19 protein-coding genes and 2 tRNA genes are annotated in these 17,969 nt (G+C 40.2%); 11 read left to right on the forward strand and 10 right to left on the reverse strand.

Annotated features, from left to right (window positions below; genetic code table 11):
• Window positions 1-43: 43 nt before the first annotated feature.
• The 6 genes from ACSSS3_RS02465 to tgt all read right to left on the reverse strand — a co-directional run bounded on the left by ACSSS3_RS02465 (window position 44) and on the right by tgt (window position 6,679).
• Window positions 44-499, reverse strand: a complete 456-nt coding sequence (locus tag ACSSS3_RS02465) for a hypothetical protein (protein ID WP_442846330.1) — start codon at window positions 497-499, stop codon at window positions 44-46.
• A gap of 214 nt (window positions 500-713) precedes the next feature.
• Window positions 714-2,276, reverse strand: coding sequence for a replicative DNA helicase (gene dnaB / locus ACSSS3_RS02470; RefSeq protein ID WP_099646182.1), 1,563 nt, complete (start codon window positions 2,274-2,276; stop codon window positions 714-716).
• 169 nt (window positions 2,277-2,445) lie between these two features.
• A complete protein-coding gene (locus ACSSS3_RS02475; protein ID WP_442846331.1) occupies window positions 2,446-3,399 on the reverse strand; it encodes an acetyl-CoA carboxylase carboxyltransferase subunit alpha in 954 nt (317 codons plus the stop codon).
• Window positions 3,400-3,561: 162 nt separating this feature from the next.
• Window positions 3,562-4,485 (reverse strand): DMT family transporter, encoded by a 924-nt coding sequence (locus ACSSS3_RS02480; RefSeq protein ID WP_442846332.1) that lies wholly within the window; start codon window positions 4,483-4,485, stop codon window positions 3,562-3,564.
• Window positions 4,472-5,548: an LptF/LptG family permease gene (locus ACSSS3_RS02485; RefSeq protein WP_442846333.1), complete on the reverse strand. Its 1,077-nt coding sequence runs from the start codon at window positions 5,546-5,548 to the stop codon at window positions 4,472-4,474. The genes ACSSS3_RS02480 and ACSSS3_RS02485 overlap by 14 nt, the downstream gene beginning before the upstream one ends.
• Complete coding sequence (tgt, locus tag ACSSS3_RS02490) at window positions 5,549-6,679, reverse strand: tRNA guanosine(34) transglycosylase Tgt (RefSeq protein WP_442846334.1); 1,131 nt, start codon at window positions 6,677-6,679, stop codon at window positions 5,549-5,551.
• A 198-nt stretch (window positions 6,680-6,877) separates the two neighbouring features.
• On the opposite strand from tgt, the gene ACSSS3_RS02495 reads away from it, so the two are divergent.
• From ACSSS3_RS02495 to ACSSS3_RS02505, 3 genes are all read left to right on the forward strand, one after another.
• Window positions 6,878-7,723, forward strand: a complete 846-nt coding sequence (locus ACSSS3_RS02495) for a transketolase (protein ID WP_228230895.1) — start codon at window positions 6,878-6,880, stop codon at window positions 7,721-7,723.
• Between the two features lie 84 nt (window positions 7,724-7,807).
• The gene (locus ACSSS3_RS02500) at window positions 7,808-8,761 is read left to right on the forward strand and encodes a transketolase family protein (protein ID WP_228230896.1); all 954 of its coding nucleotides are present in this window, start codon (window positions 7,808-7,810) and stop codon (window positions 8,759-8,761) included.
• Window positions 8,762-8,879: 118 nt separating this feature from the next.
• A complete protein-coding gene (locus tag ACSSS3_RS02505) occupies window positions 8,880-9,464 on the forward strand; it encodes an outer membrane beta-barrel protein (protein ID WP_228230897.1) in 585 nt (194 codons plus the stop codon).
• A 77-nt stretch (window positions 9,465-9,541) separates the two neighbouring features.
• Here the strand turns inward: ACSSS3_RS02505 and ACSSS3_RS02510 are convergent, their stop codons facing one another.
• Window positions 9,542-10,444, reverse strand: coding sequence for an FKBP-type peptidyl-prolyl cis-trans isomerase (locus ACSSS3_RS02510; RefSeq protein ID WP_442846335.1), 903 nt, complete (start codon window positions 10,442-10,444; stop codon window positions 9,542-9,544).
• 84 nt (window positions 10,445-10,528) lie between these two features.
• Here ACSSS3_RS02510 and ACSSS3_RS02515 point away from each other — a divergent pair, with 84 nt between their 5' ends.
• Genes ACSSS3_RS02515 through ACSSS3_RS02525 form a run of 3 tightly spaced genes read left to right on the forward strand, consistent with a single transcriptional unit; the run spans window position 10,529 to window position 12,010 of the window.
• The gene (locus ACSSS3_RS02515) at window positions 10,529-10,912 is read left to right on the forward strand and encodes an RNA-binding S4 domain-containing protein (RefSeq protein WP_442846336.1); all 384 of its coding nucleotides are present in this window, start codon (window positions 10,529-10,531) and stop codon (window positions 10,910-10,912) included.
• Complete coding sequence (locus ACSSS3_RS02520) at window positions 10,902-11,489, forward strand: methyltransferase (protein WP_442846337.1); 588 nt, start codon at window positions 10,902-10,904, stop codon at window positions 11,487-11,489. Before ACSSS3_RS02515 ends, ACSSS3_RS02520 begins: the two co-directional genes overlap by 11 nt.
• 17 nt (window positions 11,490-11,506) lie before the next feature.
• On the forward strand, window positions 11,507-12,010 hold the full coding sequence (locus tag ACSSS3_RS02525) for a phosphoribosyltransferase family protein (RefSeq protein WP_442846338.1): 504 nt from the start codon (window positions 11,507-11,509) through the stop codon (window positions 12,008-12,010).
• On the opposite strand, the gene ACSSS3_RS02530 is transcribed toward ACSSS3_RS02525, so the two are convergent.
• Window positions 12,002-12,520 carry a shikimate kinase gene (locus tag ACSSS3_RS02530; protein ID WP_442846339.1) on the reverse strand — a complete coding sequence of 173 codons (519 nt, stop codon included), beginning with the start codon at window positions 12,518-12,520 and terminating at the stop codon, window positions 12,002-12,004. The two genes, ACSSS3_RS02525 and ACSSS3_RS02530, sit on opposite strands and share 9 nt — an antisense overlap.
• Before the next feature lie 122 nt (window positions 12,521-12,642).
• On the opposite strand from ACSSS3_RS02530, the gene ACSSS3_RS02535 reads away from it, so the two are divergent.
• Both ACSSS3_RS02535 and ACSSS3_RS02540 read left to right on the forward strand, forming a co-directional pair.
• A tRNA-Lys gene (locus ACSSS3_RS02535) sits at window positions 12,643-12,715 on the forward strand.
• A 169-nt stretch (window positions 12,716-12,884) separates the two neighbouring features.
• Window positions 12,885-12,967: transfer RNA gene (locus ACSSS3_RS02540), tRNA-Leu, on the forward strand.
• Between the two features lie 1,620 nt (window positions 12,968-14,587).
• Here ACSSS3_RS02540 and ACSSS3_RS02545 read toward each other — a convergent pair.
• Window positions 14,588-15,133 carry a hypothetical protein gene (locus tag ACSSS3_RS02545; RefSeq protein ID WP_442846340.1) on the reverse strand — a complete coding sequence of 182 codons (546 nt, stop codon included), beginning with the start codon at window positions 15,131-15,133 and terminating at the stop codon, window positions 14,588-14,590.
• Between the two features lie 394 nt (window positions 15,134-15,527).
• On the opposite strand from ACSSS3_RS02545, the gene ACSSS3_RS02550 reads away from it, so the two are divergent.
• A complete protein-coding gene (locus ACSSS3_RS02550; RefSeq protein WP_442846341.1) occupies window positions 15,528-16,232 on the forward strand; it encodes a hypothetical protein in 705 nt (234 codons plus the stop codon).
• A 175-nt stretch (window positions 16,233-16,407) separates the two neighbouring features.
• Here ACSSS3_RS02550 and ACSSS3_RS02555 read toward each other — a convergent pair whose 3' ends face one another.
• Window positions 16,408-17,055, reverse strand: a complete 648-nt coding sequence (locus tag ACSSS3_RS02555) for an SDR family oxidoreductase (RefSeq protein ID WP_442846342.1) — start codon at window positions 17,053-17,055, stop codon at window positions 16,408-16,410.
• A 155-nt stretch (window positions 17,056-17,210) separates the two neighbouring features.
• Between ACSSS3_RS02555 and trxA the strand changes: the two genes are divergently transcribed.
• Window positions 17,211-17,513, forward strand: coding sequence for a thioredoxin (gene trxA / locus ACSSS3_RS02560; protein WP_228229793.1), 303 nt, complete (start codon window positions 17,211-17,213; stop codon window positions 17,511-17,513).
• A 38-nt stretch (window positions 17,514-17,551) separates the two neighbouring features.
• A complete protein-coding gene (locus ACSSS3_RS02565) occupies window positions 17,552-17,968 on the forward strand; it encodes a hypothetical protein (RefSeq protein ID WP_442846343.1) in 417 nt (138 codons plus the stop codon).
• Window position 17,969 lies beyond the last annotated feature (1 nt).

Raw genomic sequence — 17,969 nt, forward strand, 5'->3', positions numbered from 1 at the left:
CAACGTTGCAAAGAATATGCCTAGTATCCAGGAATCATATTCCTTAAAAGGATTTCATTGTAAATTTAATTGAAAAGGCACCTATACGTATGCGGTGATAGCGCTGAAGAATAACGGGATACGCATTGCCCAAAATATTGATCAAAAACGCAAAGCCCGCAAGCCAATAAAAACTAAAGTAAAAGAGTATTATACAGGCCAGAAATGTGACTACAAATGCACCCAGATGGCCAAATTCTGATTGTTTGGTCTGATACATAAAATTTCTGATGCCTTGTCGTGAGCCGTCAAAATACTTTTTTCTATTTTCTGTTCTTCCCCAAAAAAATAACAGAAGCGCTTTTCTGAAATATTCAACCTGCGCAACAGCGTAGAGCCTTTTCAAGCTTTCGGGATGCCGAATCACATAATAACCGTCCGGTAAAATTTTTTGGGTAGGATATACAAAACCCAAAAAAGCAAAAACACCCGTGATACAAAGACTCAATAAAAAAGCCATGATAAATTGAATACCAATGGAAACTGAACCGGGCTCCAATCAAATGAATAAAGCCACCAGAACATAAACCTGATAAGCCAGAAAAAATGCAAAAAGGGTAAAAGCGATTTTTTTTAAAAGACTCATGGGCTGTTGAGATTGAGATTTTGAAAATAAAAAAAAGGAAGCTGTTTTAACTGCTTCCTTTTAAATTATACAAACATTCTAAATTGAATTAAAACGGAACCTCATCTTCGCCATCGCGGTCAAAACCACCATCATTCATGCTACTTCCAAAAGCCTGATCGGGAGTTGGGAAGGTATCGGGTCTAAAGGTATCATCGTTTGCCGCGGCGTTTTGGTTCATCGCCGACTCAAACTGGTAAGGCGTACTGAAATCATCGAGGTTATCAAATTTACCCAGATGGCCAATAAACTTAAGCCTGATATTTTCAAGACCCCCGTTACGGTGCTTGGCTACGATAAATTCAGCCTGCCCGTCTGTAGGGCTGCGTTCTTCATCATCCCACTCATCAATTTTATAGTATTCGGGACGGTAGATAAACGATACAATATCTGCATCCTGCTCAATCGCACCAGATTCCCGAAGGTCAGAAAGCAACGGACGCTTGCTACCCCCACGGGTCTCAACGGCACGTGAAAGCTGTGATAGCGCGATTACCGGCACATCAAGTTCTTTTGCCAAAGCCTTAAGGTTACGCGAGATCATCGAGATCTCCTGTTCACGGTTACCGTTTTTCTGGCTGCCTCCTGCGGTCATCAACTGCAGGTAGTCAATGATGATCATTCTAATACCGTGTTGTGAGGCGAGACGACGTGCTTTTGCACGCAGGTCAAAGATGGAAAGCGACGGCGTATCGTCAATAAAAAGCGGGGCTTTCTCCAGACTTTTTACTTTTACGTTAAGTTGCTCCCATTCGTGTTTTTCAAGCTTTCCGGTACGCAACTTCTCTGAAGAAAGACCGGTTTCTGAAGAGATCAAACGGGTAATCAACTGTACCGAAGCCATCTCGAGTGAGAAGAATGCTACCGGTATGCCCTGGCCTACCGCGATGTTTCGCGCCATAGACAAGGTTAATGCCGTTTTACCCATACCCGGACGTGCCGCAACGATAATTAAGTCACTGGGCTGCCACCCGGAAGTAAGCTTATCGAGACGGTCAAAGCCCGAAGGAATACCGGAAAGACCTTCTTTATTTGAAATTTCTTCAATTTTCTTTTTAGCCTGAATTACCAGACTCTGCGCTGTTTCTGAACTACGCTTAATATTGCCCTGAGTTACTTCGTACAGTTTACTTTCGGCGTTGTCTAAGAGGTCAAAAACGTCTGTCGTCTCATCGTAGGCCTCTTCAATAATTTCGTTAGAAATCTTAATGAGGCTTCGCTGAATGTACTTCTGCAAAATGATACGCGCATGGTACTCAATATGGGCAGAAGAAGATACTTTTTGGGTAAGTTGTATCAAATAATAGTCGCCTCCGGCCTTATCAAGCTTGGCCATTTGCTTGAGTTGCTCAGAAACGGTTAATAAGTCTATGGGCTCCCCGTTTTCAAACAGTGATCTAATGGCATCATAGATGTGCTGATGCGCTTCTTTGTAGAAAACTTCGGGACTAAGAATGTCGATGATTTCATCAACACCCTTTTTATCAATCATCATTGCCCCAAGAACAACTTGCTCTAAATCAATAGCTTGAGGCGGTATTTTACCCTTCTCGAGGGCAATAACATCCTTAGAGGGAATTATATAGTTAGGTTTGGTCTTTAGATTTTCCATGAGGGCGAATGTAAAAAAAATGTTAAGGGCAGTTCAAGTTTTTTGACCAGTCGTTGTTCACTACAAGTTAACAATCTGATTGTTGATAACTAAATAATCTTGTTAACAACCATAAAAAAATCCAGAGTCAAAAACTCCGGATTTTAATGACAAGTGATGTTTAAGTCTATTAGCCTTTGAATACTCCCATTTCTGAGTATTTATTCATGCGTTTTTTAACCAGATCGGCTGGTGATAAGTTTTTAAACTCATCGTAAGCTTGTAGAATCTTTTCTTTTACCGTATCGAAGGTTTTTTGACGGTCGCTGTGGGCTCCTCCCAGAGGTTCTTTTACGATCTCGTCAATGAGTTTTTGCTTTTTCATATCGTTAGCGGTAAGCTTCAGCGCTTCTGCTGCCTGCTCCTTAAATTCCCAGCTTCTCCATAAAATAGAAGAGCAGGATTCCGGCGAAATAACCGAATACCAGGTGTTTTCAAGCATAAGCACCTTATCGCCTACTCCAATACCTAAAGCACCACCGCTGGCTCCTTCACCTATGATGCAAACGATAATAGGAACTTTTAAGCGGGTCATTTCTAAAATGTTTCGGGCGATAGCTTCTCCCTGGCCGCGTTCTTCAGCTTCCAGACCGGGGTATGCTCCCGGGGTATCAATAAAGGTTACAACCGGTAACCCAAATTTTTCGGCACTTTTCATCAAACGAAGCGCCTTACGATAGCCTTCGGGGTTTGCCATACCAAAATTACGGTACTGCCGTGTTTTCGTATTATATCCCTTTTGCTGGCCGATGAGCATAAAACTCTGATTGCCTATTTTACCCAGACCTCCTATCATCGCCTTATCGTCTTTTACGTTGCGATCGCCATGAAGTTCTAACCAGGTATCGCCGCAAAGCGCTTTGATATAATCAAGGGTATACGGTCTATTAGGATGGCGTGAGAGTTGTACACGCTGCCAGGGCGTGAGATTTTTATAAAGTTCTTTCTTGGTTTCCTTGAGCTTTTTCTCAATTTGCTTGCAGGTGTTTGTGACGTCTACATCACTTTCTTCACCTATAAGCGTGCATTTTTCGAGCTGTTCTTCAAGCTCTTTTATGGGTTGTTCAAAATCTAAATATTCCATTAGGGGAAAATTTTAGTTAGCTGACAAATATAAAGTATTTACTCGATAATGGAGAATGAATACAGGTTGGGTTAGCGTGAAATCAATATAATGAAACTCAAGCCTAAAGGGTGATACGACTCTCCGTTTTTCGGTTTTTATAGATTTCAGACATTTGCAGAACTAGACGCTCACCTGTGATTCATTTGCATTAAGCAGGCGTTGCTGTTTTCGGCGTTGCCGGTTTTTAAAAATTCCATTTAAAATAACGGTGATCAAAATCAAAATAGCTCCAAAATAAAAATCGGTACTCATGCGCTCTGAATCACCCAGAATGAGAAAGGCCAAAATAATACCATAAACCGGTTCCAGATTTGTGGTGAGCATAACAGTGTAGGGCGAAAGGTTACGCATTACAGTTACCGAAGCGATAAAAGCATAGGCGGTACAAACCAAAGCCAAAATGCCCAAATACCACCAATCTGATGCCTGAAAACTAAAAAAACCGGAATCAAAACGAGAGGTTAGAGCGAGAAATACGGTGATGCTTCCGGCGCCGGAAAGCATCTCAAAAAACGAAATTTTTACAGCATTGTGGTTTTTTACCAGCTTTCCGTTAATCAAAGTAAAGAATGCCGCCAGCAAAGCCGAAAGAAGCGCGACCAGAATTCCGGCAGTATATCGGGTTTCCACATTAAAAATGAGATACAAACCCAGAATAACCAAAATTCCAAAAATGATTTCGTACCCAATCACTTTTCGCCTGTAAAATAAAGGCTCTAAAATGCTGGTAAAAAAGGCTCCGGTGCTCATCATCGCCAGGGTTATTGAAACATTAGCCATTTTTATCGCACCAAAAAAAGTGAGCCAATGCAAGGCGATTAATACTCCCGCACCAAGCATTACCGCAAGCGCTTTTGGAGTAGTTTTTAATGGAATCTTTTTAATCCTGAGATAGGCAAAAATGGCCACACTGGCCAACCCCATACGATACCACACCAGCTCTATCGCCCCGATACTGATAAGGGCTCCCAAAACAGCGGTAAATCCCCAAATGAAGACAATGAGGTGAAGATGCAGATAATCTTTAAGACTAGCGTTTTGCATAGTTGAGCAAATAAACTGCCAGTATACCAAAAAGCACATTAGGCAGCCAGACTGCCACCAGGGGCGAAAAATCAGATTGCTCTGAAATGGTACCAAAAACCTTGTCGAAGAATATAAAAATAAATGCCAGCGAAATACCTAACGCCAGATTGACCCCCATTCCCCCACGGCGTTTCATAGAAGATACGGCCACGGCGATAATGGTAAGAATGTAAGCACTTACGGGCAAACTGAAGCGCTTGTATAATACCACCTCATAACGGTTGATTGCTGAAGAACCCCGGGCCTTTTCTTTATCGATAAATTCGCGCAGCCGTGGTGTAGTCAGTGTTTCGGCGATGTACTCGACTGGCGTTAAATCTTCAAGGTCGAATGAAAACGTGGTATCTACTTTTGGCTCAGATATCAAAATATCACCTTCTTTACCAATGATTCGTTTCTTGTATTGATTAAGTCTGTAAACGGAATCTTCGGGTATATAGACAATGCTGCGTGCCTGAATCTTATATTGAAGCGTATTATCTTCAAAATGCTCCAGCGTAAAATTCTGCCCCATACGTGTTGAAGGCGTAAACCTGCTCACATAGATGTAGTCATTGTCATTGATTTGCCGATAGACATTAGCAGTCTCCCGGGCATCTTTATTATTTTTTAAGTATTCATACGAAAACTCATTGAAGCCGCGACTGGCAGCCGGAGCCAGATAGGTTCCCAAAATATAGGCCCCCACACAAACAATGGTCGCTCCTATTATATAAGGTCTGAGAAAACGGTAAAAGGATACCCCACTACTCAGGAAAGCAATAACCTCGGTATTATTGGCCAGTTTAGAAGTAAACCAGATCACCGAAAGGAATAAAAACAGGGGAAAAAGCAGGTTTGCAAAGTAAATGGTAAAATTGAGGTAGTACAAAGCTACTTCACTAAACGGCACTTCATTAGCCAGCATTTTATCTATCTTTTCTGCCAGGTTTACCGTAATCCCAATAGGGATAAACAGCAACAGCATCGTGATAAATGTACCCAGATAACGCTTTAAAATGTACCAGTCTAAGATTTTCATCTAGAGTCTTTTATCCATTTGTTTTACCATCTTTTCTTTCCAGGAATAAAAATCTCCTGCGATGATGTGTTTACGAGCCTCACGCACCAGCCACATGTAGAATCCCAGGTTATGAATCGTACCAATCTGGCGGCCCAATATTTCATTTACGCTAAACAAATGCCGTACATAGGCTTTTGAATAGGCGGTATCTACCCAGGTGGTTCCGTCGGGATCAAGCGGAGAAAAATCGGCCTCCCATTTTTTATTTTTAATATTTATAGTACCATGTTGGGTAAACAAGGTTCCGTTTCGACCGTTACGTGTAGGCATCACACAATCAAACATATCAACACCTAACGCGATATTTTCAAGAATATTGATTGGCGTACCCACTCCCATCAGATAACGCGGTTTTTCATACGGAAGAATATCGGTTACAATTTCGGTCATGGCGTACATTTCTTCAGCAGGTTCGCCTACAGAAAGGCCACCAATAGCATTACCTACTGCACTAGAATTGGCAATGTATTCGGCAGATTGTACACGCAGGTCTTTATACGTACTGCCCTGCACAATAGGAAAAAACGCCTGATCATACCCATACTTCACCGGAGTTTTTGCCAGGTGATTGATACACCGGTCTAACCAGCGGTGGGTCATATGCATAGAACGCTTGGCATAGTTGTAGTCGCAGGGATAGGGCGTACACTCATCAAAAGCCATAATGATATCAGCGCCGATACTACGCTGAATTTCCATCACCCGCTCAGGCGTAAACATGTGAAATGAGCCGTCTATATGCGATTTAAACTTTACCCCTTCTTCCTTGATTTTTCGGTTTGCTGAAAGCGAATACACCTGATACCCGCCACTATCTGTCAGGATATTTCGGTCCCAGTTCATAAACTTGTGCAGTCCGCCTGCTTTTTCCAAAATAGCGGTCTGTGGTCTTAAATATAAATGATAGGTATTCCCCAAAATGATGTCGGGGTCAATATCCTGAGTAAGTTCCCGCTGATGCACACCTTTAACCGTACCCACCGTACCCACCGGCATAAAGATGGGGGTTTCAATGGTTCCGTGGTCTGTAGTTAGAGTTCCTGCCCGGGCCTTACTGGCAGCATCGGTACTTACGAGTTCAAATTGCATATCCTGAATTAGAGGGGCAAAGATAAAACTATTTAATAGATACTTTTGGCCCGAAAAAATGCTTAATAAGTGTAAAATAATCACTTATAACTCCTGTCTTCTTAAATTATCCTAAAAACCACCGTATTAAGTAGCGTATTGATTGTAATACCTGTTAAAAATGGGTATTTTTGACCTTCAATTTTTAACTCAATCAACATGCCAAACATTAAAGAATTAGAAGATTTTGTCTCACAGGTACGCAGAGACATCGTAAGGCAGGTACATCAGGTAAGTTCCGGGCATCCCGGAGGCTCGCTAGGATGTGCTGAATTTTTCGTAGCCTTATATCAGGAAGTGATGAAACGTAAAGAAGGTTTTGATATGGATGGAAAGGGCGAAGATTTATTCTTCCTTTCTAACGGTCACATTTCTCCCGTTTTCTATAGCGTTTTGGCCCGTTCGGGTTATTTTCCTGTTGATGAACTCAATACCTTTAGAAAAATAGATTCACGTCTGCAAGGACACCCTACCACTCACGAAGGCCTCCCCGGTATTCGCATAGCCTCTGGTTCCCTGGGTCAGGGTCTTAGTGTAGCTCTTGGGGCAGCACAGACCAAAAAACTTAATGGTGATGATAACCTGGTATACTCCCTTCACGGAGATGGTGAATTGCAGGAAGGTCAGAACTGGGAAGCCATTATGTATGCTGCTGCAAATAAAGTAGATAATATCATCGCTACGGTTGACCTTAACGGACAGCAAATTGACGGAAGCACTGATGACGTTCTCAACATGGGAAGTGTACGTGCCAAGTTTGAAGCTTTTGGCTGGGATGTGCTTGATATCGAGAAAGGTAATGATATGGCCGCTATTGTCGAAGGTTTAAAAGAAGCCAAATCACGTACCGGAAAAGGAAAACCGGTTTGTATTTTACTGCATACTATTATGGGTAACGGTGTTGATTTTATGATGTACACGCACGCGTGGCACGGTAAAGCTCCTAATGACGAGCAGCTTGAGAAAGCTTTAGCGCAAAACCCGGAAACCCTTGGAGATTATTAATCTTCAAACAGGTATTCTTTAAACAAGCTATTAATCTTAAATCAATCCCACTTTAATACTCGTATTATTTAAGGGACAATCACTATGAAAAAATTCACAAACTCAGGAAATATAGATACACGTTCAGGTTTTGGTGCCGGAATGGATGAGCTCGGCAAAACACATGAAGATGTAGTTGCGCTGTGTGCTGACCTTACCGGATCGCTTAAACTGAACGACTTTGAAAAAAATCACCCGGAGCGTTTCTTTCAAACCGGAATCGCAGAAGCTAACATGATAGGTATGGCTGCCGGTATGACTATTGGCGGAAAAATACCTTACGCTACCACCTTTGCAAACTTTGCTACCGGTCGCGTTTACGATCAGATTCGTCAAAGTGTTGCTTACTCCGGTAAAAACGTAAAAATATGTGCTTCTCACGCCGGTTTAACCTTAGGAGAAGATGGGGCAACCCACCAGATTCTTGAAGATCTCGGTCTTATGAAAATGCTTCCGGGAATGACGGTTATCAATCCTTGTGATTTCAACCAAACCAAAGCTGCTACAATAGCGATCGCTGATTATGACGGTCCTGTTTACCTGCGTTTTGGTCGCCCAAGCGTTCCTAATTTCACCGAAAAAGACGGAAAATTTGAAATCGGGAAAGCTTTACATCTGGTAGATGGTTCTGACGTCACCATTATCGCAACCGGTCACCTGGTATGGCACGCGCTTGAAGCTGCTGAGCAATTGGAAGAAAAAGGAATCAGCGCTGAAGTGATAAACATTCACACTATTAAGCCGCTTGACGAGGAAGCTATTTTAAATTCGGTTAAGAAAACCCGTTGCGTTGTGACCTGTGAAGAGCACAATTATTTAGGTGGTCTGGGCGAAAGCGTTGCCGGTGTATTAGCTAAAAATGACCCTGTTTATCAGGAATTTATCGCTACAAACGACACCTTTGGCGAGTCTGGTACTCCTGCCGAATTGATGGAAAAATACGGTCTTAATACTAAATCTATTGTAGAGGCCGTTAATAGAGTGCTGGCTAAGAAGTAGGCACTTTTTATGATATAATTCCTAAGAATGCCTGTTTTCAGCATCAACCAAAAATTAGTTCGGAATCATTTTTGATTCATTTTAATTTTAACCGCCCGCAGGGCACAACTTAATTGATATGAAAAAAGCATTTTTAGGAATTTTATGTTTAATCGGGTCGTATACCTACGCGCAGTCAGACCCGGGCTTTGGTATTAAAGCAGGTCTTAATTACGGCGCTACAGGTGACATCAGTAATGATGTAGGTGAAGCTTATGAAAACCCGGACCGGGATTTAGGCTTTCACGTTGGTGTTTTTGGTCGCACAGGTGAACGTTTATACTTCAGACCTGAGCTGGTCTACACCAAATTAAAAACCACTTACAACAGTGATGAGTTTAGTGTACAAAAACTGGACGCTCCACTTTTAGTCGGTCTTGAAGTTTTTGGTCCCATCAACATTTTTGCAGGTCCTTCTTTACAATATATTTTAGATACCGAATATGAAGGTATTGATCTTGGCGATGTTCAGGACGATTTTACGGTAGGCCTTAACTTTGGCGTAGGTGTGGCTTTAGGAAAACTGGGAGTTGATTTGCGCTATGAGCGTGGCTTTAAAGATAACGAAGCCCAATTCTTAAGCACTAACGGAATTATCACAAACGATTCGCGAATAGACACCCGCCCTGATCAGTTGATCATAAGCCTTTCTTTGAATTTATAACATTCAATAAACGTTTAAACTAAAAATCCCGCTACCTGAAGTAGCGGGATTTTTTAGTTTTAAATATATTCTTCTGATTAATTATCAGGATCTAAATAGTCTGGAGTGCCATCGCTGTTTGAATCCCTAAAAGGCCGAATCGCATTTCCATTTTCATTAAAGTCTATTTCATCACGAGTTAGAATTCCATCACCATCGTCATCAATATCCTCAAAATTAGCTATACCGTCACCATCAGTATCATCAGCTACATCATACAAATAAGAATTCTTGTTTATATCTTCTTCAGCATTAGGAACCCCGTCGTTGTCCTGATCGGCTTGATTTACACCGTATAATTTAAAACGAAAAACTAAATCGGAATAAGCAGGTATTAAAGTCCTGGCAGTACTAAAGTAACCCAGGCCACTGGGTATAAACACTGCACCTACACCATAGTCTGTACCATAATTGAAGGTTCCATCTTCATTAAGAGAAATTTGAGTTCCTGCTTTTAACTCTTTTAAACCGTTACCGTAACCAAAAATAGTTTCCGGAAGATTAAACCATATGGGAGTTGTGGTACCGTCAAACTTTGAATCTCCAACAATATTTCCCTGATAATTCACATAAGTTGAATCTGCAAAAGAGGGCTGTGCCCCTGCTCCTTCCTTGGCAACCAACACATACAAAGTGTAGTTTACATCCTGAAATTCATATTGAGTCGCGATAAGATTGGGATGATCTATAAGTGGAGTTTTAGTAGCATTTGAACCAGCTATTGTATCAAAAACGATTTCATAATCAAAATCTGCAGCGGGAGTTTCAAACTCCTCATAATTATACGTATGCGTTTGCAGATAAGCCCTAATATTTGCTTCACTTTCTAACTGAACTTCGCCGCGATCTCTTGGGGGTTGTATAGACGGACCATCATCATCCTTATTACAAGACACTATCAATAAAAGCCCAAGAGCAGCAAAAACCGTATTTTTCATCATGTTCATCAATATCCTTTTAGGTCGCGCAAGATACAATTTTGCGCTATTTTTGTTGTGTAAAAACGAGCTTTAAAGCAATAGATTATGCGAGTAGATAAATATTTATGGTGTGTACGATACTTTAAATCCCGTTCTATAGCTACAGAAGCCTGTAAAAAAGGACAGGTAAAAATAAACGATGTTGCAGTAAAACCCTCGCGGGAAGTTTTTCCTTCAGACCTCATACAAATACGCAAGAATCAGGTTGACTATATCATTGAAGTTTTAAATCACCCGCCCAATCGCGTGGGAGCCAAACTTACAGGTCTTTATTACGTTGACCGTACGCCTGCCGAAAATCTGGAGAAACTGGATTTACTGAAATACTCTAAAGAGTATTACCGTAAGAAAGGTACCGGCCGCCCTACCAAAAAAGACCGGCGGGATCTGGATGATTTTCACGAAAACGACGACTTCTTTGAAGATTAATCTCGACAAAACCTACTGGGAATCCCGTTACGAGGAATCGCAAACAGGCTGGGATATTGGCTATGCCGCTCCCGCGCTAATGACCTATGCAGATCAACTTCCATCGAAAGATTTACGTATTTTGATACCCGGAGCGGGTTATGGGCACGAGGCCGAAGCACTTCTCAACGCCGGTTTTACCCACCTTACAGTGATTGATCTTTCCGCATCTGCCCTGCAGCGCTTACAGCAACGTATTCGGGCTACAGATCGCTTAAAAATCATTGAAGGCGATTTCTTTGAACATTCGTGCGTCTATGATCGCATTCTGGAGCAAACCTTCTTCTGCGCCTTAGATCCTAAACTTCGTAGAGATTACGCCAGGCACAGTTACCATCTGCTGGCTTCAGGCGGAAAACTGTCAGGTTTATTTTTTGATTTTCCGCTTACCAAACAGGGGCCTCCATTTGGAGGCAGCACAGATGAATACACCGCTTTGTTTTCGGAATACTTCCGCATAAAAACCCTGGAGCGCTGTTATAATTCTATAAAACCCCGGGCAGGCAAAGAACTCTTCGCTATCTTTGAAAAAATCTGAAACCTTAATTACAGTCCATGAAAACGGCCGTACAAACCATTCTTACCCACGAGGATATTCAACATAAAATACGTCGTATTGCTTATCAGATCTACGAAAGCAATGTTGACGAAAACGAAATCATACTCGCGGGTGTCGCCCTCAATGGCTATGCGATTGCAGAGCGGCTAAAGCCTATTCTCGAAGAGATTTCAGACATTAAATGCATATTGTGCAAGGTAACGATGAATAAAACCGCCCCTCAGGGGACGGTAGCAACTTCACTGAAACCGGAAGCCTATGCAAACAAATCTCTGGTGCTTATAGACGACGTGTTAAACTCGGGGACTACGCTTATTTACGGGGTTAAACATTTTTTGGATGTGCCGCTGAAGCAATTTAAAACCGCTGTTCTGGTAAACCGAAATCATAAAAAATACCCGGTTAAAGCCGATTACAAAGGAATCTCGCTAAGCACCTCACTTCAGGAGCGGGTAAAAGTGCGCTTCAATCCAGAAGGCGACTATGCTATTTTAGAGTAGGGCTTTTTCAAGGGCCGCCAGCGACTCCTCAAGGGTTTGCCCCTGTGTACGTAAGATCACATCTGCCTGATTGTAGTAAAAACTGCGCTCAAAAAGATGTTTGCGTACAAATTCTTCCAATTTTTCGGGAGTGTCCTGATGTTTAAGTACGGGCCTGTGGTCGCGCTCCTTCCACAAGCGGTTGCTGAGTTCGGTAACCGGAACGTTGATATATACAGAGGTGCCCTTAGCTGCTTTTATACGCTCCATAGCATCACCATAACACGGGGTGCCACCGCCCAGACTTACGACCGCATCCTCCCTGTCCTGTAAAAGCTCCTTTAGATACTTAGCTTCCTGTTTCCTAAAATAGATCTCTCCCTTTTCATTAAAAATGCTCGCGATGCTCTGTTGCTCGCGTTTTTCGAGGTAGGCGTCAAAATCGATAAAATTCAACTTCTGCTTTTGAGCAAAGGCTCTACCTAAAGTAGATTTTCCGCTTCCCATATATCCTATTAAATAAATTCTCATATTAGAAATAATCTGATTTTCAGATACCTAAATATCTTCTGATAATTTTCTTCAAATTTATTACAAAAAGACTTGTACAGATAAAAAAAATGGCTGTATATTTGCACCCGCATTCAGGGAAAGACTTGGTAGCTCAGTTGGTAGAGCATCTCCCTTTTAAGGAGAGGGTCCTGGGTTCGAGCCCCAGCCAAGTCACAAAAATTTAAAGAATGTAAGTTGTAAACTTAAATCTTTGAATTAAAAAAAAGAGCATTTGGCGAGAAGCCTGTCTCGAGCACTAGCCGAGAGAAGTTATAGCCAAGTCACAAAATAAACCAGATTTATAGTCTGGTTTTGTTTTTTTAAATAGTTTTGAATTAAACAGACCCGGGTGCTGAAATTGGTAGACAGGCACGGTTGAGGGCCGTGTGTACTTCGTACGTGTGGGTTCAAGTCCCATCCCGGGTACTTAAATCCTAGTTATCTTATTGATTTCTAGGATTTTTTGTTTTGTTCTAGTTAACATCTAGATAACAATTTCAAAAAACAGATTCTCACCGCTTAATTTTCATTCATCCATATACAGTATCTTTATTCAGGAAAACCTACTTCCGATGTAGGCAATCTTTTGAACAATTAAGGGCTGTCGCAAGACACTTCTTTTTTATTTTAGTTAATAGGAGTACTAGTCTAACTGAAATATATTATCAGAAAGCCCATTTAGACTTAGTCAACTCCTGAACTAGCAAAAGCACTAAAGAAGCCATTTGAGACGGGTATTTAAGAAAGTGACGAGATCGCAATTGCTACTATAATATGGACAGGTGAGTCATTAAAACGATGCCTGTTAGGCTTGCGCTCTAATACTAAAGACATTTGATATAGTTTATGTGGTGGACAAGCTATATTAATTAATTCATTTGCTAATAGCCGGGTTATTTTCACGAACTGGACCAACTATAGGATGATCCAAGAATGACACCTAATTTATTCCAGCTATCATCCGATAGCCTGATCCAAATATTAGACACTAGGATAAAAAGAACACCGCTGAAGAGTACTATATAAGTGCGGGCCAAGTGTATCTATAGATTATTCGGTAAATTAAGGGTGATCAGTATTTGTCAAGCATCTATTTTTAAAGTGAATATTCGTTGATAACTGCTGAAAACTACTTTGTTGCGGTGAAAAAAGAGTATTACTTTATTTCTTAAATTTACAATGTCTAAAAATAATTTAGCAATTTTCAGATGCAAAAGGTTTAAGTTAATTTTGGCAGTGTAGCGGATAAAAAAAAAGACCATTCTGCTATTTAACAAAATGGTCAATTAATATTGTGAAAGATTTGATCTGGAATGGTATTAAGTTAATCATGCTAATTGTTGGGTTCATTGGTAGTGTACTAACAATTATCGCATTTTTATCTTAAGGCCACTCTAAAAAGCAGTTGAAACACTACTTTCAGACGGGTTACCGGATTACCCATTAAGCCTCCGGCATTTAACTGACCCTTCAGCTGTAACTGGAGGGTTTTTTATTACTACAAATATATAAATTTAGTTTGATGTGTTACACCATTTAGGCCTAAAATAATGTAAATGGGAAATGACCACGTTTTTTGTAAGACAAATTAATGATGTTTTTTTTCAAACCTACCTTAATTATCATCAAGTTATCTCCTAGGAAAGATATCATTAAAAAAAAAGTAGTCAAAAAACAGGTAAGCAGCAATAGACAATGCAGTCATTGCAAATGGAAAGAGAATGAATTTTAATATTTGCAACCAGGCAAACTTGATGACCACAAATAATTTAAAACTAAAACCTAAAATTACAATAATCACGATTTTAAGAAATTAAAAAAGCCTTTGTAAATCAATACAAAGGCTTCTTTTTTTTATAGTTATTAATGAGGTGTTTAACCACCCATAGTGTCTCGTTTATACCCTAGGAATGCAAATTGATTTTTCATAATGAAAGTTTTTGAGTTATTATTCTTGAATGTATGGTTAATAGTGTTATACAATTTTACAAAATCAGTTGATAAGTTTTTCTTTTTTAACGTTTTAATAGACAAACGACACTATAATTAATTAATATCAAAACACTTGCCAAAACAGAAATGGCCAGTCTTAATTCTTGAAACCGTATTGAATTCCTGTGTAAATATTTTAGTAAGCCCACTAAAACCATTCCTAGCAAAAAGAGTAAAACGTAGCTTAGTTTTGTTGTCTCTCAAAATGTCTCTAAGGTCTTCATTAGTTCGGAATATAAAAGCAGATTTTCCAGTATTTTTATAAAGATGCCTACCCTTTAGATAATTAGTCATAGGCTCAACTATTTCGACTTTAAAAGAACGACTATTTTCTCCGTCATGGATTGTATAAGTCTCTAGTCGAACAAGAGTGGCACACATATCATATGACTCAAAAAAGGACAAATTTTGCACTTTTATGAGAAATGAACCCTTTAAATCGATACCGAATTCTTCTGTGTCTAAGTAAGCGATTTGAGATGATATCCTAAATTTTGGTTTACCGAAAGCAAAAATGCACAAAATTACTATGATTGATCCGACCGCTCCGGTGACAATACTTATTAACCAAACATCCCAATTAGATTCTATATAACCCATTCTTAACTATTTATAAGTTACAATTATACAATTTTTTAAGATATGCAACATTGAAAAAAGACTGGCCAGAAGCAAACTACCTTCAATCTGCATAAGCTTTACTAAATTTTGCATTACCTGATACGAGTATGGTAAAAGGTTTGAATCCTGGCGAGATTCAGGCAACTAGTTAGGCTACACGCCCGAACATAGTAGAGGCATAAAAAGTCAAAAATCTGAGGGACGCAGGATCAGAACCGCACCCCGTGGGGTAAATATTCGCGTTTTCGATTAGGCGGGAGCGCGCGAGATTATTGTATTCCATCCCAACAACGTTATTTTAAACACCAATTACAGAATTCTGTAGCCTATAAATTTTAAAAGATGCTATATTAGATAATTAAAAGTAATCCTATTGAAAACCAAAATATTAAAGCAGATACTTTTTATACCACTTTCTGTAATTACGGCTTATTTTTTTCAAGAAACTCTCTTTTTTGTATTTGATTCTAAAGACTTTTCTAGTAGCTTTTTAGTGTGGCTTTTTACAACCTTCATTTTAATGCTTACCCTTGCCTCAACGGTTCCGACTCATAAAAATGAATGCGTTAAATATTCATTTCAAATTATCCTATTTTATTCAATCGCCTACATCCTTTTCTTAGCCAGTATTTGGGAATTAAATGGATCATTCAGTTTTATAAAAATTTCAATTCCCTTGGGGTGTCTAACAGGAGCTACGCTTACATTCTTCTTATTAAAAAATAATTATCCAGATAGCAGTAAAAAAACCGAGCTGATAGATTCAGGACCAAATTTCTTTTTAGAACTGCTACCCGCCGAGAAACAACAGGCTTTAAAAGACGAAGCCCAGCGCGCTATTACAACTGAATATGAAGCGCAGGGTCTTACCGAGTATGATATAAGCGACCAGGAGATTACCGCCCGTGCCGTCAAACTATTTGAATCTAATACTCACAATGAATATTCCACGCCTCGGAAGAAGAAGTTTTCGGAAGTAGAGAGGGCCGAAGCAATGGAACGAGTAGCCAAACGAATGCAGGAAGATCCCGAGTTCAGGAAGAAAGTGGAAGCGATGGCAGCAGCCAAGAAAAATTAATTGATCCAATTCAAAATGACAAAATCTGAACATCTACCAGTAGTTTATAAAATCGGGAAGCTTATCAAAGAGCGCAGAGAATAATAAGCAAATTTTACTAAGAGCTTATTTCTAACAAAAAAAGCCCGTAAACTTAATGTTTACGGGCTTTTTTAGTGTTTTGCATTAAATGCATTTAAAACTGCTTAATCGCTTCTTCAATTCGCGTATCACCCTCTATCATTTCAAAGACTGCATTTTGAGCCACATCATCATTTAAAACGTGTACTAAGGTGTACGCGACATCATCACGGGTGATTTCGCCATAATCTACTTTTTTAGCTGCCTTTATCTCGCGTTTACCTGCATCGTTAGTAAGTGATCCCGGGCGTACAATGGTGTACTGGAGACCACTGTTTTTAAGGTGCTCGTCAGCATTCTTTTTAGCCTCAAGATAGTGTTGTAGTTTATCACTGCTTGACGGATCATCAGCATTGATAGAGCTCAGCATCACAAACTTCTTGACTCCGGCTTTTTTAGACGCGTCAATTAAGCTTTTTGCACCTTCCTGATCTACTGCAGTAGTTTTTTCAGGTCCTGTGTGTCCTCCTGAGCCTGCTGCAAATATTACTTTGTCTATACCTTTAACCACTTCAGAAAGGTCTTTTTCCAGATCCCCTAAAACGGTATCTATATTTTGAATTTTAAATTGCTCCTGCTGTTCTTCCTTGCGTACCATCGCCACAGGATTATAATACTGTGATTCTTTTAAATACGAAACGATTTTTTTTCCGGTTGTTCCGTTTGCTCCGGCTACTAAAATATTTTCTTTACTGGTTTCCATAGTTGTATTTCTAATTTCTTTCAAATTAAGGAAGCGAAGCCTTATTCCAAAGCGCATTAACTACCATTAACGCAGGTTTCCTCCAGAATTAGGATACTATTAAGATCGCGTTAAAGCATTTCATCAAATGCGGCTCAACCCGTAATTTTGAAGCTATGAAAACAAGCTTTGGAACTCTTACCGATTCAGATATACCCGTACTCATTGATTTTTACGCAACCTGGTGTGGCCCGTGTCAAACCCTTGCTCCTATTCTGGAGGATGTCAAAAAAGATTTGGGTGAAAAAGTCAAGATTGTAAAAATTGATGTCGATAAAAATCAGCTGATCGCGCAAAAATTTCAGGTACGGGGTGTCCCTACCCTGATGCTTTTTAAAAATGGAAAGCAGCTTTGGCGTCAGAGCGGCGTGCTATCGCGTGCCGATCTCAAACAAATTGTTGAGCGCCACTCCCACTAAGCCCCGCATCGCGGCGGTAAAACCAATCCCAGATACCGATGGATCTTCAGATTATACGTTTGCTTTTTGATTTTGGGATGGTTGTTTTAATCTGGCTGGTTCAACTGGTAATCTATCCCGGCCTGTGCTACTACAATTTAAACGACATCGGGATCTGGCATCAAAAGTACACGCCAAGGGTATCCTATGTAGTTATGCCATTAATGGTAGGTCAGCTCCTGATTGCTATAATTCAGGTCAACCGCAATGCCGATTTGTATACTATAATGAGCCTGAGCGCCGTGCTTATTCTTTGGCTTTCTACTTTTCTTCAATTTGTACCCTTACATTCTAAAATTTCAGGAAAGACCAACTGTGAAGGTATTCCTCAAAAACTTGTTAAGCGCAACTGGTTTAGAACGGTTTTGTGGAGTTTGGTTTTTCTGTGGAGTTTTTACTGGATTCTTTTGTCCTAGA

Source organism: Leeuwenhoekiella sp. H156, assembly GCF_052218455.1.
Taxonomy (GTDB): domain Bacteria; phylum Bacteroidota; class Bacteroidia; order Flavobacteriales; family Flavobacteriaceae; genus Leeuwenhoekiella; species Leeuwenhoekiella parthenopeia.

What these genes read in the sequence shown, in the direction of transcription:
- ACSSS3_RS02485 (WP_442846333.1), bottom strand. Translation starts at nt 5,548, where the DNA reads ATGAAAATCTTAGACTGGTACATTTTAAAGCGTTATCTGGGTACATTT.
- ACSSS3_RS02500 (WP_228230896.1), top strand. Translation starts at nt 7,808, where the DNA reads ATGAAAAAATTCACAAACTCAGGAAATATAGATACACGTTCAGGTTTT.
- ACSSS3_RS02515 (WP_442846336.1), top strand. Translation starts at nt 10,529, where the DNA reads ATGCGAGTAGATAAATATTTATGGTGTGTACGATACTTTAAATCCCGT.
- ACSSS3_RS02475 (WP_442846331.1), bottom strand. Translation starts at nt 3,399, where the DNA reads ATGGAATATTTAGATTTTGAACAACCCATAAAAGAGCTTGAAGAACAG.
- ACSSS3_RS02525 (WP_442846338.1), top strand. Translation starts at nt 11,507, where the DNA reads ATGAAAACGGCCGTACAAACCATTCTTACCCACGAGGATATTCAACAT.
- ACSSS3_RS02495 (WP_228230895.1), top strand. Translation starts at nt 6,878, where the DNA reads ATGCCAAACATTAAAGAATTAGAAGATTTTGTCTCACAGGTACGCAGA.
- ACSSS3_RS02565 (WP_442846343.1), top strand. Translation starts at nt 17,552, where the DNA reads ATGGATCTTCAGATTATACGTTTGCTTTTTGATTTTGGGATGGTTGTT.
- ACSSS3_RS02505 (WP_228230897.1), top strand. Translation starts at nt 8,880, where the DNA reads ATGAAAAAAGCATTTTTAGGAATTTTATGTTTAATCGGGTCGTATACC.
- ACSSS3_RS02465 (WP_442846330.1), bottom strand. Translation starts at nt 499, where the DNA reads ATGGCTTTTTTATTGAGTCTTTGTATCACGGGTGTTTTTGCTTTTTTG.
- tgt (WP_442846334.1), bottom strand. Translation starts at nt 6,679, where the DNA reads ATGCAATTTGAACTCGTAAGTACCGATGCTGCCAGTAAGGCCCGGGCA.
- ACSSS3_RS02530 (WP_442846339.1), bottom strand. Translation starts at nt 12,520, where the DNA reads ATGAGAATTTATTTAATAGGATATATGGGAAGCGGAAAATCTACTTTA.
- trxA (WP_228229793.1), top strand. Translation starts at nt 17,211, where the DNA reads ATGAAAACAAGCTTTGGAACTCTTACCGATTCAGATATACCCGTACTC.
- ACSSS3_RS02510 (WP_442846335.1), bottom strand. Translation starts at nt 10,444, where the DNA reads ATGATGAAAAATACGGTTTTTGCTGCTCTTGGGCTTTTATTGATAGTG.
- dnaB (WP_099646182.1), bottom strand. Translation starts at nt 2,276, where the DNA reads ATGGAAAATCTAAAGACCAAACCTAACTATATAATTCCCTCTAAGGAT.
- ACSSS3_RS02555 (WP_442846342.1), bottom strand. Translation starts at nt 17,055, where the DNA reads ATGGAAACCAGTAAAGAAAATATTTTAGTAGCCGGAGCAAACGGAACA.
- ACSSS3_RS02545 (WP_442846340.1), bottom strand. Translation starts at nt 15,133, where the DNA reads ATGGGTTATATAGAATCTAATTGGGATGTTTGGTTAATAAGTATTGTC.
- ACSSS3_RS02480 (WP_442846332.1), bottom strand. Translation starts at nt 4,485, where the DNA reads ATGCAAAACGCTAGTCTTAAAGATTATCTGCATCTTCACCTCATTGTC.